Origin of the sequence: Acinetobacter calcoaceticus DSM 30006 = CIP 81.8, from assembly GCF_000368965.1 — a bacterium.
GTDB classification, from domain to species: domain Bacteria; phylum Pseudomonadota; class Gammaproteobacteria; order Pseudomonadales; family Moraxellaceae; genus Acinetobacter; species Acinetobacter calcoaceticus.
The window spans coordinates 54,463-69,151 of sequence record NZ_KB849778.1 but is presented as its reverse complement, the minus strand read 5'-3'; the positions used below and the strand labels follow the sequence as shown (position 1 = coordinate 69,151).

General features: G+C 39.2%; 13 protein-coding genes. 4 read left to right on the top strand and 9 right to left on the bottom strand.

The window, feature by feature from the left end:
• Window positions 1-630 (bottom strand): ComF family protein, encoded by a 630-nt coding sequence (locus tag F936_RS00400; protein ID WP_026055539.1) that lies wholly within the window; start codon window positions 628-630, stop codon window positions 1-3.
• Entirely contained in the window at window positions 623-2,668 is a 2,046-nt protein-coding gene (recG, locus tag F936_RS00395) for an ATP-dependent DNA helicase RecG (protein WP_005043886.1), read from the bottom strand. Before recG ends, F936_RS00400 begins: the two co-directional genes overlap by 8 nt.
• 20 nt (window positions 2,669-2,688) lie before the next feature.
• Between recG and F936_RS00390 the strand changes: the two genes are divergently transcribed.
• Together F936_RS00390 and F936_RS00385 are read left to right on the top strand one after the other, a co-directional pair.
• Window positions 2,689-3,504 (top strand): Rossmann-fold NAD(P)-binding domain-containing protein, encoded by an 816-nt coding sequence (locus tag F936_RS00390; protein WP_005043883.1) that lies wholly within the window; start codon window positions 2,689-2,691, stop codon window positions 3,502-3,504.
• Between the two features lie 79 nt (window positions 3,505-3,583).
• Entirely contained in the window at window positions 3,584-4,570 is a 987-nt protein-coding gene (locus F936_RS00385; protein WP_005043881.1) for a putative solute-binding protein, read from the top strand.
• A 43-nt stretch (window positions 4,571-4,613) separates the two neighbouring features.
• On the opposite strand, the gene plsB is transcribed toward F936_RS00385, so the two are convergent.
• Window positions 4,614-7,178, bottom strand: coding sequence for a glycerol-3-phosphate 1-O-acyltransferase PlsB (plsB, locus tag F936_RS00380; protein ID WP_005043879.1), 2,565 nt, complete (start codon window positions 7,176-7,178; stop codon window positions 4,614-4,616).
• Between the two features lie 276 nt (window positions 7,179-7,454).
• Between plsB and F936_RS00375 the strand changes: the two genes are divergently transcribed.
• The gene (locus F936_RS00375) at window positions 7,455-8,327 is read left to right on the top strand and encodes an acyl-CoA thioesterase (RefSeq protein WP_005043876.1); all 873 of its coding nucleotides are present in this window, start codon (window positions 7,455-7,457) and stop codon (window positions 8,325-8,327) included.
• A 109-nt stretch (window positions 8,328-8,436) separates the two neighbouring features.
• A complete protein-coding gene (locus F936_RS00370; RefSeq protein WP_005043875.1) occupies window positions 8,437-9,702 on the top strand; it encodes a dicarboxylate/amino acid:cation symporter in 1,266 nt (421 codons plus the stop codon).
• Between the two features lie 48 nt (window positions 9,703-9,750).
• Here the strand turns inward: F936_RS00370 and F936_RS00365 are convergent, their stop codons facing one another.
• From F936_RS00365 to F936_RS00345, 6 genes are all read right to left on the bottom strand, one after another.
• The gene (locus tag F936_RS00365; protein ID WP_080595461.1) at window positions 9,751-10,701 is read right to left on the bottom strand and encodes a metal-dependent hydrolase; all 951 of its coding nucleotides are present in this window, start codon (window positions 10,699-10,701) and stop codon (window positions 9,751-9,753) included.
• A gap of 123 nt (window positions 10,702-10,824) precedes the next feature.
• Entirely contained in the window at window positions 10,825-11,601 is a 777-nt protein-coding gene (yihA, locus tag F936_RS00360; RefSeq protein ID WP_005043870.1) for a ribosome biogenesis GTP-binding protein YihA/YsxC, read from the bottom strand.
• A gap of 100 nt (window positions 11,602-11,701) precedes the next feature.
• Window positions 11,702-12,139, bottom strand: coding sequence for an RrF2 family transcriptional regulator (locus tag F936_RS00355; protein ID WP_004639536.1), 438 nt, complete (start codon window positions 12,137-12,139; stop codon window positions 11,702-11,704).
• 87 nt (window positions 12,140-12,226) lie between these two features.
• The gene (locus F936_RS00350; protein ID WP_005043867.1) at window positions 12,227-12,991 is read right to left on the bottom strand and encodes a globin domain-containing protein; all 765 of its coding nucleotides are present in this window, start codon (window positions 12,989-12,991) and stop codon (window positions 12,227-12,229) included.
• Between the two features lie 2 nt (window positions 12,992-12,993).
• Complete coding sequence (locus F936_RS19640; protein WP_407640858.1) at window positions 12,994-13,146, bottom strand: hypothetical protein; 153 nt, start codon at window positions 13,144-13,146, stop codon at window positions 12,994-12,996.
• Entirely contained in the window at window positions 13,136-14,683 is a 1,548-nt protein-coding gene (locus tag F936_RS00345; protein ID WP_005043865.1) for a helicase HerA-like domain-containing protein, read from the bottom strand. Before F936_RS00345 ends, F936_RS19640 begins: the two co-directional genes overlap by 11 nt.
• Window positions 14,684-14,689: the final 6 nt, after the last annotated feature.

Sequence of the window (14,689 nt, the reverse complement as noted above, 5' to 3'; positions counted from 1 at the left end):
TTAGCTCGTTAAAGTTGCCGCTAAACAGGCGGCATGAATGGTTGTACATCCTAATTGCTTTAATACCTGACTAAGGGCATAAATTGAACTTCCGGTGGTAACGACATCATCAATAATCAGAATACGGCGATAACGCCGTTTTTCTTCAGTAAGCGTAATGAATTGTTGTTCGATGTTCTCAAAGCGTTCCAGTCGAGAAAGCCCTTTTTGTGAATGCTCAGCAAGGCGTTGCACTGGCTGCCAAACAGGTATTTTTAATTGCTTGCTTAAGATATTTGCGAGTAATAGTGACTGATTAAAACCACGTTCAATTAAGCGTTGATTCGAAATCGGCATAGGTACAATAGCTTGTACCTTAGGAAATTTGAGTTGTTGTAAAATTTCACCTAATAAGATTTGATAATGTAATTTTTGTTCATATTTAAACTGCTGAATGATTCGGTTAACTGGATATGCATAATCACAGGCCACAAGAACTGATTGATCATTACGTTGAATTATTTGTTTAAGCCATGGTAACTGTTCCCAACAGTCCTTACAGAGCGAATGTTTTTCTCGCACACCTGACTCACACAACAAGCAAGGTGAGAGTGAGTGGATAAGATGCTGCGGATTTAAGAAACTAAACATATGCATAACGAGGCGCTTCTGGAAGCCAACGTTTTAATAGCGCATCTGCTTGTTCTGGATAGTCTTTTAACACTTGCTGAGCTACATAATGAGCTTGACTGAGTAAGTGGTCATCTCGCTCTAGACGAGCAACTCTAAAACCCATATCTCCAGTTTGTTTAGTACCTAGTAATTCACCCGGCCCGCGTAACTCAAGATCTTTTTCTGCAATCACAAAGCCATCATTACTTTCTCTTAAAATAGAAAGTCTCTCTTGGCCATTTTGTGAAAGAGGTATTTTATATAAAAGTACGCAAAAGCTGGCTTGAGCTCCTCGACCTACACGACCACGTAATTGGTGTAACTGAGAAAGTCCTAAACGCTCGGCATTTTCAATCACCATAATGGAGGAGTTGGGAACATCTACTCCAACTTCAATGACTGTCGTTGCAATAAGAAGCTGTAATTCATTATTCTTAAACGCTTGCATGACCGCTTGCTTTTCATCGGCTTTCATTTTGCCATGCACTAAGCCAATATTGAGCTCAGGAAAGCGCTCTTTCATTTCTTGATAAGTTGCTTCTGCTGCTTGAGCATCTAAAGTTTCAGACTGTTCAACCAGTGTACAAACCCAATATGCTTGTTTCCCATCTCTGCAATTTGAAGCAATTCGTTGAAGAACTTCCTCACGACGATCAAGTGGGATCGTAACCGTTTGAATTGGGGTACGACCCGGTGGTAACTCATCAATAATCGATGTGTCTAAATCACCATAGGCACTCATTGCCAGTGTTCGTGGAATAGGGGTGGCTGTCATGACGAGTTGGTGTGGGGTGAACTGCTCAGCACCTTTATTACGCAGAGCTAGACGCTGATCTACGCCAAAACGATGTTGTTCATCAATAATCACTAGACCTAATTTGGCGAAGCCTACATTGTCTTGAAATAACGCATGTGTACCAATAATAAGTTCAGCATGACCTTCTTTAATTTGTTGCTCTGCTTGTGCGCGAGCTTTACCTTTTTGTTTTCCAGACAACCATGCGACAGTAATGCCTAAGGGTTCAAACCAACGCTTAAAATTTAAATAGTGCTGTTCTGCAAGAATTTCAGTAGGAGCCATTAATGCAACTTGCCAATCAGCTTCTAAAGCATGGCAAGCAGCTACAGCTGCAACCAAGGTCTTTCCAGCGCCTACATCACCTTGCACTAATCGAAGCATTGGTTGGTTCTGCTTCAAATCATTCAAAATTTCTTTAGATACACGTTTTTGTGCATTGGTCATTTGAAAAGGTAAAGCTTCTAATAGTTTTTTGGCTAATATTTTGCTGCTTGAAAAAGCTGGAGAAGCAATTTGGCGAATATAAGCACGTCGATTAAGTAAACTAATTTGGTGTGCAACCAACTCTTCAAAAATAAGCCGTTGCTGTGCGGGGTGTGAACCTTGAGCCAATTGGACCATATTGGCATCAACTGGAGGCTCATGAATGTAATACAAAGCCTCTTTAAGCGCATAGCCATTGGTATATTGTTTTGGGAGTAGCTCTGGTAAGGCATCACTATGATGCTTTAAAGCTTGTTTTACATATTCGCGCAGTTTGGGTTGGGTTAGTCCATCTGTACTGGGATAAATTGCTGTAAGCTGGGTCTTGGGTAGGGGAGTATGGTCATTAATGAGTTGAATTTCAGGATGATACATCTCAAGGCCGCGAGCACCTACGCGAACTTCACCAAAAATACGTAAGCGATGACCTGGTTTTATTTTGTCAGTCAGGTTTTTATAAATATGATAAAAGCGTAAGGTGACTTTACCGAATTCATCTTGAACCAAGGCTGCCATAGATTTTCGTTTTCCCGGAGGGAAATCAATTGATCTGACCTCGCCTTCGAGTAAATAGCTACGCCCAACCACAAGTTGATTCATTGCAATAATCGTGCTGCGGTCTTCATAATCACGTGGCAGATGAAACAGTAAATCATCTGTGGTAAAAATATTTAGTTTTTCGAGCAGGGCTGCTGAAGCCGATCCAACGCCTTGTAACTGATGGACTGAAGTCATGTCCCCTCAACGAGTTTTCTATGCATATATTATTTATCGGTTATGGTAAAACATCTCAGCGTGTTGCTAAACAACTATTTGAGAAAGAACATCAAATTACCACAATCAGCCGTAGTGTAAAAACAGATAGTTACGCAACCCATCTTGTTCAAGATATCTTTAAACTCGATTTAAGTAAAATTGAACCTGTAGATGTTGTATATATTTTACTTTCCCCGACAGAAGGTACGGTTGAGGGTTATCAACATACTTATGTAGATAGTATTGAACCGATTCGAGAAGCATTAAAACTACATCCGGTCAAAAAAATAATCGTAGTCTCTTCTACGCGGGTATATGGTGAAAATGCAGGGGAGATCATTGATGATTGTAGTGAAATTCAGCCAAGCGATGCACAAGGCCATATCTTACGGAATATGGAGTTGCTTTGGCAGAAGCATTATCCAAACCAATGTGTAATTATTCGCCCAACTGGCATTTATGGAACCTCCGTTGCCCGTTTGAAGAAAATGGCTGAAAATAGTCAAAGCTATCCAAATATACATTACAGCAATCGAATACATATTGATGATTTAGCAAGATTTTTGGCTTTTATGGCTGATTATGAAAATCATCAAGCGAGCTATATTGTGACTAATAATCAACCATTGCCCTTGCATGAAATTATATTGTGGTTTCAAAAACAATTGGGATTACCAGAGTTAACTTTAGAATCAAACCAAATCTCAGGTAAAAGAATATATGCGAAACATTTGCTTCAAACAGATTTTCAATTAGAGCATCCAATTTGCTTTAATGACTATTTATTATGTTTAAATGTTCATAGTACTAAATAAAATTTTGATTAAACTTTAAATAAGAATAGAAATACCTGATGAGGCAGCCAAATTGCCGATAAAGATAAAAAGGTTGAAAGTGAAAAAAATTTGCTTAGCTCTTATTTTGAGCTTAACAGCCGTCACGAGTTGGGCAGAGGATCAGGTGTGGTGTGCATATGATCCGATTGGCTCCCAAGGGGATATCACACGTCGTTTAAATGACATTCGGTTATATGCCCAGCAATATCAAGTCAAATTTAAAGTGGTTACCTATCAAAAGGAACAACAGGCTATACAAGCATTTGACGAGGGTAAATGTTCAGGTTTGGCAGCATCTAATTTTAATACTTATCGTTATAACCAGTTTATGGGGAGCACCGCAGGTATCGGGCTTATTCCTAATAATCGTACTGCTAAAAGCTTATTACAGCTTTTGAATCATCCAACAGTCGAGAAAAGGTTAATTTCTAAGGACTATGAAGCGGTAGGGATGATTCCAATTGGCACTGCCTATATGGTCCTAAAAAATAAGAAAATCTCTAGAGTTGCTCAATTAAGAAATCAACGTATTGGCGTGTTACCCAACAACCCACCACAGCAAGCATTGGTACGAAGTGTGGGTGGTCAGCCAGTTTATGTTGATTTATCTAATGCGATTGTTCAGTTTAAACAAGACAAAATCGATATTGTTCCTGCCCCTATATATGGGTTATTACCATATAACTTACAAAAAGAATTTGGACCAGATGTCCAAGTCATTAACTTTCCTTTGGCATATTTCGGCGTCAATTTAATTATTAAACCACAAGCTTATCCTGCTAATTTTGGTCGAAAAATTCGAGGATGGTTTGTTCAAAACAGCCAATTACTGACTAACCGTGCGACCCAGTGGGAAAACCATTTACCTGCCTATTACTGGGTAGATGTCTCTTTTTATGAAAAGCAGAGCTATGATGTTATGGTTGCAAAAATACGTAATCAGTACGTTCTTTCAGGTTATTACGATGCTTATTTTGTTCAACTCATGAAGCGTCTGCGTTGCATGGATGATCCACGTTATTTTGAATGTCCAATTCGCCAATAAAATAAAAGGCAACTTTCGTTGCCTTTTATTTTGACTAAAAATTTTAAGATTTTTTACGTTTTAAACGTCGTTTTGCTTGTTGAGATGCCATAGCTTCAAGCGCATCTTTTAACTCTTCGTCGGTAAAGGTTGTGATGTGTTGCAACATTTGTAAGGTTACTTCATCAAGAACCAATTGTGCACCCGCAGCCATTTGACGGAAATTATCATCAAACTCGATTTGGCCTTGGTCATTGGTTCGAATGTAATTTTGCTGTGTAAGTACTTTTAAGAAGCTTTGAAATAAAGCTTTGTCGAAGAACTCTGGCGAATTAAATTCATATAGAACTGACAGGCGTTGTCCGAGTAAATGACTTAATTCTTCAACCTGTTTAGCAGAAATATTACCCGAACCACGTTGAGTAATTAGCGCAAGCGTCATGTAGTAACGCTCAAGGCTTTGCTTAACAGGAGTAGCTAAAACAACGAGTTGATTATGCTCTTCAGTATTTGGTGCAGAGCTAATCAAGTTACCTTCATCGTCTTGTTGAATAAGTTTCGATTGAACTAACGCATCTGCATATTGCTCAATTTGTTCTTTAAGCTCGCTACTCTTCCATTTAAGGAATAACTCTGCCTTCAAAAATGGATAAAGGGTATAGATGACATTGGTTAAATCTGAACGGCTGATTTTTCCATTGTGTTCAACAAGTGATGCAACCAATGACGGTAAAACAAAGGCGTGCAAAATGTTATTACGGAAATAGGTCAGAAGAACAGCTTGATTATCTTCAATCGCAATAATATCGCCGAGCGCATGTTGAACTCGTTTAATGAGTTTAAGCTTTAAACCATAAGCAATAATTTCTTTACCAGAAAGTGGCGTTACTTCCATACGTTGGTCATATGGGAAGTTTGATGCCAGATTGCGGTAAGCTTCAAGTTGCTTAATACAGATTTCTTCATCAAGCGTATGCTTTGGAGTTGCAAGCAAAATAATAGAAAGTAAAGAGACAGGGTTAATCACCACAGCTCGGTTAATATTTTCTAAAATTGCATGTGCAGAGCTATTTACTGCATCTGAAACTGCTTGAGGAATTGGATCGTCATTTTTCTCGATATAAACATTTTCTGCATTATGTTGCTTAAGCAGATCATCAAGGAAAACAGGCTCACCAAAGTTCACGTGGACTTTACCGAAAATACGTTCAATTTTTCGTAAGGTTTTCACAATACCAAAAATTGATTCGGCTTCTTTCGGTTTACCTTGCATTTCGCCCACGTAGGTCGAGCCTTCCATCAGTCGTTCATAACCAATATAAGTTGGTAAGAAGACGATCGGTTTAGCACGACCACGTAAATGGCTATGAACTGTCATGGCAAGCATACCAGTCTTAGGCGGTAATAGGCGTCCTGTACGCGAACGTCCACCCTCAATAAAGTATTCAAGAGGGGTGTTGCGTGACAAAATACTATATAAATATTCTTTAAATACCGTTGTATAAAGGCCATTTCCACGGAAAGAGCGACGAATAAAGAATGCACCGCCTCCACGTAAAAGTTGCCCTACAAATGGTAGATTTAAGTTATCACCCGCAGCAATATACGGAACCATTAAGCCACGTTTATAAATCACATAGGATAATAATAAATAGTCAATGTGACTGCGGTGGCAAGGTGTATAAACCACTTCATAATCTTTTGCCAGTTCACGAACAGTGCTGAAGTTATGCACTTCTACGCCGTCATAAAGTTGGGTCCATAAGCGCGTTAAAGCAAGATCGGCAAAGCGTACAGCTGAGTGTGAATAATCCGATACCACTTCATTCACATAACCAATCGCACGACGTTCAGCTTCGAGCATGCTAACTTTTCCGCGAATACTTTCACGGCGGATCGCTTCTTGCACATCGCGAGATTTTACAACTGACTGCATGACATTACGGCGATCCGATAAATCGGGGCCTAAGACCACTTCACGTTGACGATCTAAGTAATCATTTAACGTACTTACAATATATGTAGCTGGTGAAAGGTTTGGATAATGCTGTTGTGCATATTCAACCAGTTCACGTAGCGATTGCGGTTCATGAAATTCTAAATATGATTGGCGGCCATGCAAGCCAATGTTGACCAATTGCTTAACGGTGCTTGGTGTAGCCCATGTATCTGAAAATAAAAGCTTAAACCAAGAATCTTCTTTATCTGGTGTACGGCCCCATAAAACGGTAACCGGAACAAGCTCTATATCCAGTTCAGGATTTTCTTGTAAGACTTCAATTAATTTTAGTAAGCGTGGTGGAAAAGCATGAGGAGGAGGATTCAGTAAATTATTTTCATCATTGTGCTGTAAAAATAAAACCGATGCTTTTTCCTGATGAGTGCCAACGACTAATGGGTCTAACGCAGGTTTTAAATTTAAACGACGCGTTTCTCCATCAACCACCAAAGCATTGCTTCGAGAATGGTTTTGTAAGACATAGCACACCACTTTCTGGCGGTCAGTCTTTGCTTCTGTTTCTGATACTGGTTCAGTAGGAACTTCCCCAAGAACATGTGGTGTTACCACGAGGTCAAGTAGTTTACTCGAAAGCCGACGATACATTTGACCAAACCCACTCTTGGACATAAGAACTCCTACTTCTTAAAGACAAATCCCAGCACCAAATGCGGAGGGTAATTATTTTGAGGCATTTGTTGAAAAAAACAATATGCTAATAGCGTATAAATTATAATGCTTTTGGCATATTTTATCGTTAAAAATCGTATTTTTAGCTGTTATATGAGCAATGTTCGTCATAAGTTGACTGATTGTTCCATGTTCAAATAGTTTTTTATGGCACAATAGATTCTACACACCTGTCCTTTAATACGATTTTTTACCTGAAATATGAAGGTATCTCTCATGAATGCGCTAACCCAAGAACTGGTCGAGCTTCTCACTTTAGAAAAGCTAGAAGAAAATATTTACTGTGGCATGAGCCGTAATCTTGTCGGTAAACGTGTCTTTGGTGGACAGGTTTTGGGTCAGGCTTTACGTGCAGCATCTTATACAACTGATCGCCCAGCGCATTCTTTACATGCATATTTTTTGTATGGCGGCGATATTAATGCCCCGATTATCTATGAAGTAGACCGTTTACGGGATGGGAAGAGCTTTGTAAGTCGTCAAGTCCGTGCAATTCAGCATGGGCGAGTAATATTTTCAGCTATGGTTTCTTTTGCCAATCCAGAAGAAGGTTTGAACTATCAACATCAAGAACCTGAATATCCTGCACCAGAAACGCTTAAATCTGAAAATGAGCTAAAACAGGGTATTCTAAATTTTGTACCTGAAAATGTTCGTGCTAGTTTCATGCGTGAGCGTCATGTAGAAATTCGTCCAATTGATCCGGTAAACCCGTTTCAGCCGCAACCCGAAGCTCCATATAATGCGCACTACATCCGCACGCATGATCGTATTCCAAAACAATTAGATGATATTGCTCTGCATCAAGCGATTGTTGCCTTTTATTCAGACTTTACTTTAATGACAACGGCTTTAAGACCGCATGGCTTAAGTTATATTTCTCCAAGTTTGCAATGTGCAAGCATTGATCATGCGATTTATTTCCATCGTCCATTGCGTGCAGATGAGTGGATGTTGTATGACATGGAAGCCACAGTGAGCGCGGCTTCTCGCGGTTTAAACTTCGGTCGTATGTGGCAAAATGGTCAGCTTGTATGCAGTACAGTACAAGAGGGTTTAATCCGTTTGCGGGAAATTGAAACGCAATAGATTCCTCGAAAAAGCCATCTAAGCAGATGGCTTTTTTCTTTTTAATGGGATCGATGTGACAAAAAATTGCTCGAATGAAAAGCAAGCTCATGTCATATTGTAAAAAGGTATGCCAACTGAAAAAAATAATGCTGATATGAACTTAAATACACAAATTCTGATTGCCGCCATTTTAGGTTTAGCCTTTGGTTTCCTACTCACAATGTATCCAGACACTGCTTTTGTAAAGCATAGTTTATATGGGCTTGGAATATTAAGTAGCGTTTTTATTGGGCTCCTTAAAATGCTTTTAGTGCCTTTAATTTTTAGTTCGATTGTTGTAGGTGTATCAAATCTACAAGCAGGCGGACAGTTAGGGCCAGTCTGGAAAATCACATTTTTATGCTGTTTAACCACAACCACTTTAGCCTTAATTTTAGGCATCAGTTGTGCTCATTTATTTGAAGTTGGACGTGGCATAGATATTTCTATTTTCCAGACATCTATGCAAAATTATCAAGCACCAGATAGTTTAAACCCTGCAAGTTTTTTCACTAATTTTATTCAAAATACTTTAATTAACCCATTTAAAGCTTTTAGTGATGGTAACGTTTTAGCCGTCGTAGTCTTTGCTTTATTCGTCGGTGTCGCTTTGGTGCAGGGTGGGGAGCGTTTCAAAAGTATTCGTTTATTGAGTCACCAGTTCTTTGAAATGATGATGCTACTGGTTGGCTGGGTGATGAAATTAGCGCCGTTGGGTATTTTTGCTTTGTTAGCAAAGTTAATGGCAACAGAAGATATTTCAGTATTAAGTCGTTTGGCTGAGTTTGCAGTCGTTGTAACGGGCACAACTATTTTTCATGGCGCCGTTGTGTTGCCACTACTGCTTTGGATTTTTGGCCGTATGAGCCCGTGGACCTTTTTTAAAGGGACTCGTACAGCACTGATTACCGCATTTGCAACCAGTTCCAGCTCTGCCACTATGCCGCTTAGTATGAAGTGTGCGCAAGAAAACTTAGGCGTGCGCCCGCAAACAGCAGGATTTGTTATTCCATTAGGCACACAGTTAAACATGGATGGTACTGCTTTATATGAAGCAGCAGCTGCATTGTTTGTAGCAAATTTGGTGGGACTAGATTTAAATCTGACACAACAAATTATTGTGTGCTTAACAGCAATGATTGCATCACTCGGTGCGCCAGGAATACCTAGTGCGGGCATGGTCACTATGATTATGGTTTTACAGTCTGTGGGTTTGCCTGCTGAGGCGATTGCAATTTTACTTCCGATTGACCGTTTGTTAGATACAGTAAGAACAGTGGTAAATGTGCAGGGCGATATGATGATTAGTGTGGTTGTAGACCGTTATACGAAAGATAAAGATATCAGTGCCTAACTATCTATAGATCAAAAAAAGCAGGATTTAAATCCTGCTTTTTTTATTTTAAGCAGCTTGAAGTTCTGCTCTTTTTGCTGCTGGAGATTGCGATAAATAGCTAACCGCATCTTCAGTGCTGCCTTCTTTGACTGGATCATACCAAGGCATGAGGTAATCAATTTGCTGGGCAATAAGCCAGAGAGGGTTAGGTAAAACCTGATTATCTTTTCGGCTGATTTTGTACCACTCTAAAGTAACCCACACTGGAAAAAATCTAGATTTGGCTGCATCTGCAAAACGTGGATCTTGTTTCATAATATGTGCAGCGCCATCTACCCATAATCCAAGTACAAGTGTGATAACAGCAAGACTCATATAGTAACGTGGAATATAACCGCCACCAAGATGACGATATAAATCAAAGGCAACCGTGCGGTGTTCAATTTCTTCTGAACCGTGCCATTTAACCAGATCCAGCATTTCTGGATCTGCGCCTAGTTCTTCCCATCGCTCGTTATATAACGCATATTTACCCAATACGCAGGTCATATGTTCAACAGTTGCAATAACTCCTAAACGGAATAAATCCCACTGTTTTTCTAAAATTTTTGGAACTTCTCTATCAAAAGGTTTGTCTGCCAAAGCGATAGTAAATAGATAATTCATGATGTCCAGATTTCTCTGGATATCAATATTACGTGCGCTTAAATATTCTTTGTTTGCAGAAGTGTGAGCATTGGCATGCATAGCTTCCTGACGGATAAATGCCTGTACATCCTGCTTAAGTTTTTCATCTGTAATTTGCGGTAAAACCTTATTATACAAACGGCAAAACCAGAACTCTCCAGCAGGCAAGATATTATTAATTTCATTAATAAAATAACTTGCGAAAGGTTGATTAGGAATCCAGTCGACAGGGGTATCTTTCCAGTCAAATTTTACTTTACGTGGAAGAATTTTATAATCAATAGAAGAACCTAAAGCCTTGTTCTTCAAAAAAGATAACAATTTCATCATTTATTCCTGATTTTTAACTCGATGAAGTTATAACGAGTATAAAAAAAGCCCCTACATTTGTGTTTAGCAATAGGGGACAATTGAGTATAAATTTAATGAAGAAATTGTATCTGTGAGGATAATTTAGCTTTCAGCATCCTCATCTGTCACTTCAGGGATTGAATCGACATCAAATTCTGGTTGTTGATCCAGTGTGAAATGTAAACGCCCTGCCATAACACTTGCTAGCTCTTCTAAGCCTATTTTGTTAAGTGAAGAGAAAAGCTGAATAGAAAAATCAAGCTTCATTTTTTTCAGCTGTTGCTTAACTTCGAGTAGAACTTTATTTGCAGGACCGCGATTAAGTTTGTCTGCTTTTGTTAATAGAATATGAACAAAGAGATGACGTGAATAAGCCCACTCTAGCATCATCATGTCGAAATGCTGTAGAGGATGGCGAATATCCATAAGTAATACTAAGCCTTGCAAGCTTTGGCGATGAATCAGATAGTTTTCTAATTCTTTTTGCCACACCCGTTTCATATCTTCGGGAACCGCTGCATAACCGTAACCTGGAAGGTCGACCAAGCGTTGATCAGGGTTACCTAGACTAAAAAAGTTAATCATCTGGGTACGGCCTGGCTTTTTAGAAGCGCGGGCAAGTTGTTTCTGATTGGTTAATGCATTAATCGCACTCGACTTACCAGCATTTGAGCGCCCTGCAAAAGCAATCTCGTAGCCGCTATCTTCAACACAAAGTGCCAATTTAGGTGCACTCATTAGAAACTCAGCTTGGCGTAACCAGTTTAATGATTGCACAGCATAGGCTGTGATCGCCGGATCTGGTGCTTTTTCATAGCTGATCTTTTGCTTGGGTGCGAGTCTGGCTTTGGTGTCTTTCGATTTTTCACTACGACGCATAAAAAATAACTTTTTAGATGAGAGGGCTCGTGCCTAGTATAAAGGAGCTTGGTTATTCTTGCTAATTTTCAATAAATCTACTTATGAAAATCAATAGAAGTCAGATTTGTAAAAAGGCAATAGGAGAGTCAGGTGGGGCAGACTTTGACTGTTGCAAAACCTCTCCAAGCGTGTATTGGTCTAGACTTTGGTAAAAGCTTTCTAAAGCTTGGTCAAGAATACCTTTTAAACCACAGTGACTGCGTAATACACAAGGTGGCGTATTGCATTCAACGATTTGATTGTCACCCTGTAATATTCGAACAATTGAACCTAAATTTGAGTTAAGTGCATCTGGATTTAAGCGAATTCCACCGCCTTTTCCACGAATGGTAATAATCCATTCCTGCTTACCCATGAAGTGAACAACTTTAACCAGATGGTTTTGTGAAACATGCAAATCTTTCGCGATTTCTGCAATCGTGTAGGGTGCATCACTTGGGCGTGCAACATACATTAATAGTCGTAATGCATAATCGGTAAATTTATTAAGCTGCATGATCACCAAAAATGGAAGAGATTAAAAGGATGATCATCTTAGCCTGAAAGTCTAAATAAGAAAACTTTCAGGCAAGAGGTTTTTATATTAGAGCGTTAAAGGCGCTGAAACTTGAACTTGATCGCCAACTCTATAATGTTCAAGCAAGATATTCGCTACTGAGAACTCTGTATGGTTTTCTTCAGGCTGAACTTCAAAATGATATGAGTTGTTTTCCTGAGCTTCTGTAAACTTAAAAGCTTTCGGTTGTTCAAGCTGCTCATCTGGAACTTGCACTTTAACAGAGATAAAAGCATTTGCAGGTCCGCTAAGTATGTCTTCATGGTCAGTTGCTTTTAAGGTGAAACGTTTGCCAGATTCAAGAGGATCAATTTGAGTAATTTCAAATGAACGCCATCCAGCCCATCCACCATTTAAGTTTTTAAGTTGTTCATATTTTTGTTTTTCAACGCCAATCAATATATCTGCCAATTGTAAATAAGCCTGTTTCCACGCCTCAATAAGTTCTGATTCAAATGGCACGTTGAGTACTTCACTAATTGAATGAAGTAAGTTGTCGCCAACAATTGCATATTGGTCTGGTTGAATATCTAAGCTCACATGCTTAGTCGTAATACGCTCAACTGCTTTCGCTAAAACAGTAGGGTTCTCAATATTTTCTGCATATGCAAGAACGGCAGCTGCAAGAGCACGAGGTTGACGTAAGCTAGTTTGGTCATCCAAGTTAAAAACATTTTTTAATTCAGGGTTGTTATTAAGCATACGCTTATAAAAGTATGTGGTCAGCGTAACGCCGTGTTCACGTAAAACAGGTACTGTAGATTTAACGAGTTCAATTTGTTGTGGAGTCATGGCTAGACCTTATTTATCTGGCTATATAAGATGTATTTAAAATACATCTTTAAAAAAACAATCGCAATAGATTTTTTATAAAAAACCATAAAAAAATTAGGGAATATAAAATTCCCTAATTTAAAACTGATATATCGAAGAAAGTTATTTGCCAAATAGTGAACCAAGCAGGCCCCTTACTAATTTTTGACCTGTACTTCCTCCTAGACTGCGTGCAGCACTTTTTGCAAAAGTACCCACAATATCTTGCGTAAGCTTGGCTCGTTCACGTGCTGCTCGTTCTTCTTCTTTTTGCTGTTCACGTGCTAATCGTTCTTGTTCCTTTGCTTGCTGCTTTGCTAAAGTTTCTTGCTCTTTTTCTTGTTGTTTAGCAAGTTCGGTATTTTGTTGTTGTTGCTCACGTTCAGCGACTTTATTTTGTAGCATTTCATAAGCGCTATCACGATCTACAGCTTGTTCATAAATACCAGCAATAATACTTTTTGCGATTAGAGTTTGACGCTCTTCTGGAGTGATTGGTGTAAAAGCAGAGTAAGGAGGCATCACCCAGCCACGTTCTACAATTTGTGGAGTACCTTGCTCATCAAGACAACTAATTAGCGCCTCCCCAACAGCCAGTTCGGTAATGGCTTCATCAACTTTAAAGTTTGGATTGGCACGGAAAGTATCTGCTGCGGTTTTTACTGCTTTTTGATCTTTAGGGGTAAATGCACGTAGCGCATGTTGAATGCGATTGCCAAGCTGACCGAGAACACTTTCTGGTAAATCGAGTGGATTCTGAGTAATAAAATAGATGCCAATACCTTTAGAGCGAATTAAGCGTACAACTTGCTCAATCTTTTCTTGTAATGCTTGACTGGCATTGTCAAATAATAAGTGAGCCTCATCAAAGAAAAACACGAGTTTAGGTTTGTCCATGTCGCCAACTTCTGGAAGCTGTTCAAATAACTCAGAAAGCATCCATAACAAGAAAGTGGCATATAGCTTAGGCGTATTCATGAGCTTGTCAGCAGCAAGAATATTGATATAACCATGTCCATTTGCATCGGTTTGTATAAAGTCTAGAATGTTTAAAGCCGGCTCACCAAAAAATTGTTCTCCACCTTGGTCGGCAAGAGCAAGTAAGTTACGCTGAATAGCGCCTAAGCTAGCTGGAGATAAATTACCATATTCTGCTTTAAACTCTGCTGCATGTTCACTAACGAAGGTGATCATGGCTTTTAGGTCTTTAAAGTCTACTAATAGTAGGCCCTGATCATCTGCAATTCGAAAAACTGCAGCTAATACACCTTCTTGGGTATCATTTAAATTGAGCATACGAGCCAATAAAATTGGCCCTATTTCAGAAATTGTAGTGCGAATAGGGTGGCCTTGTTGGCCGAACAGATCCCAGAAAACGACAGGGTTAGCAGCAAAAGGAACGCTATCAATCTGTAATAATTTTAGACGTTCATTAAACTTATCTGAAGCCTCACCTGATTTTGCGAGACTCGAAACATCGCCTTTAGCATCGGCAAGAAATACAGGAACGCCGATTCGAGAGAAACTTTCTGCTAGAACTTTTAAAGTAACTGTTTTACCTGTACCTGTTGCACCTGCAATTAGGCCATGGCGGTTAGCAAACTGAGAAAGCAAAACAATTTCTTTTGATGTGTCATTAAGATTTTTAGCAATAACAATCGGTGTACCCATATATTT

Excerpts from the sequence above, each read along its gene's own strand:
- F936_RS00345 (WP_005043865.1), bottom strand. The coding sequence starts at position 14,683 with ATGGGTACACCGATTGTTATTGCTAAAAATCTTAATGACACATCAAAA.
- F936_RS00355 (WP_004639536.1), bottom strand. The coding sequence starts at position 12,139 with ATGCAGCTTAATAAATTTACCGATTATGCATTACGACTATTAATGTAT.
- F936_RS00350 (WP_005043867.1), bottom strand. The coding sequence starts at position 12,991 with ATGACTCCACAACAAATTGAACTCGTTAAATCTACAGTACCTGTTTTA.
- plsB (WP_005043879.1), bottom strand. The coding sequence starts at position 7,178 with ATGTCCAAGAGTGGGTTTGGTCAAATGTATCGTCGGCTTTCGAGTAAA.
- F936_RS00400 (WP_026055539.1), bottom strand. The coding sequence starts at position 630 with ATGTTTAGTTTCTTAAATCCGCAGCATCTTATCCACTCACTCTCACCT.
- F936_RS00375 (WP_005043876.1), top strand. The coding sequence starts at position 7,455 with ATGAATGCGCTAACCCAAGAACTGGTCGAGCTTCTCACTTTAGAAAAG.
- F936_RS00370 (WP_005043875.1), top strand. The coding sequence starts at position 8,437 with ATGCCAACTGAAAAAAATAATGCTGATATGAACTTAAATACACAAATT.
- F936_RS00390 (WP_005043883.1), top strand. The coding sequence starts at position 2,689 with ATGCATATATTATTTATCGGTTATGGTAAAACATCTCAGCGTGTTGCT.
- yihA (WP_005043870.1), bottom strand. The coding sequence starts at position 11,601 with ATGCGTCGTAGTGAAAAATCGAAAGACACCAAAGCCAGACTCGCACCC.
- recG (WP_005043886.1), bottom strand. The coding sequence starts at position 2,668 with ATGACTTCAGTCCATCAGTTACAAGGCGTTGGATCGGCTTCAGCAGCC.
- F936_RS00365 (WP_080595461.1), bottom strand. The coding sequence starts at position 10,701 with ATGATGAAATTGTTATCTTTTTTGAAGAACAAGGCTTTAGGTTCTTCT.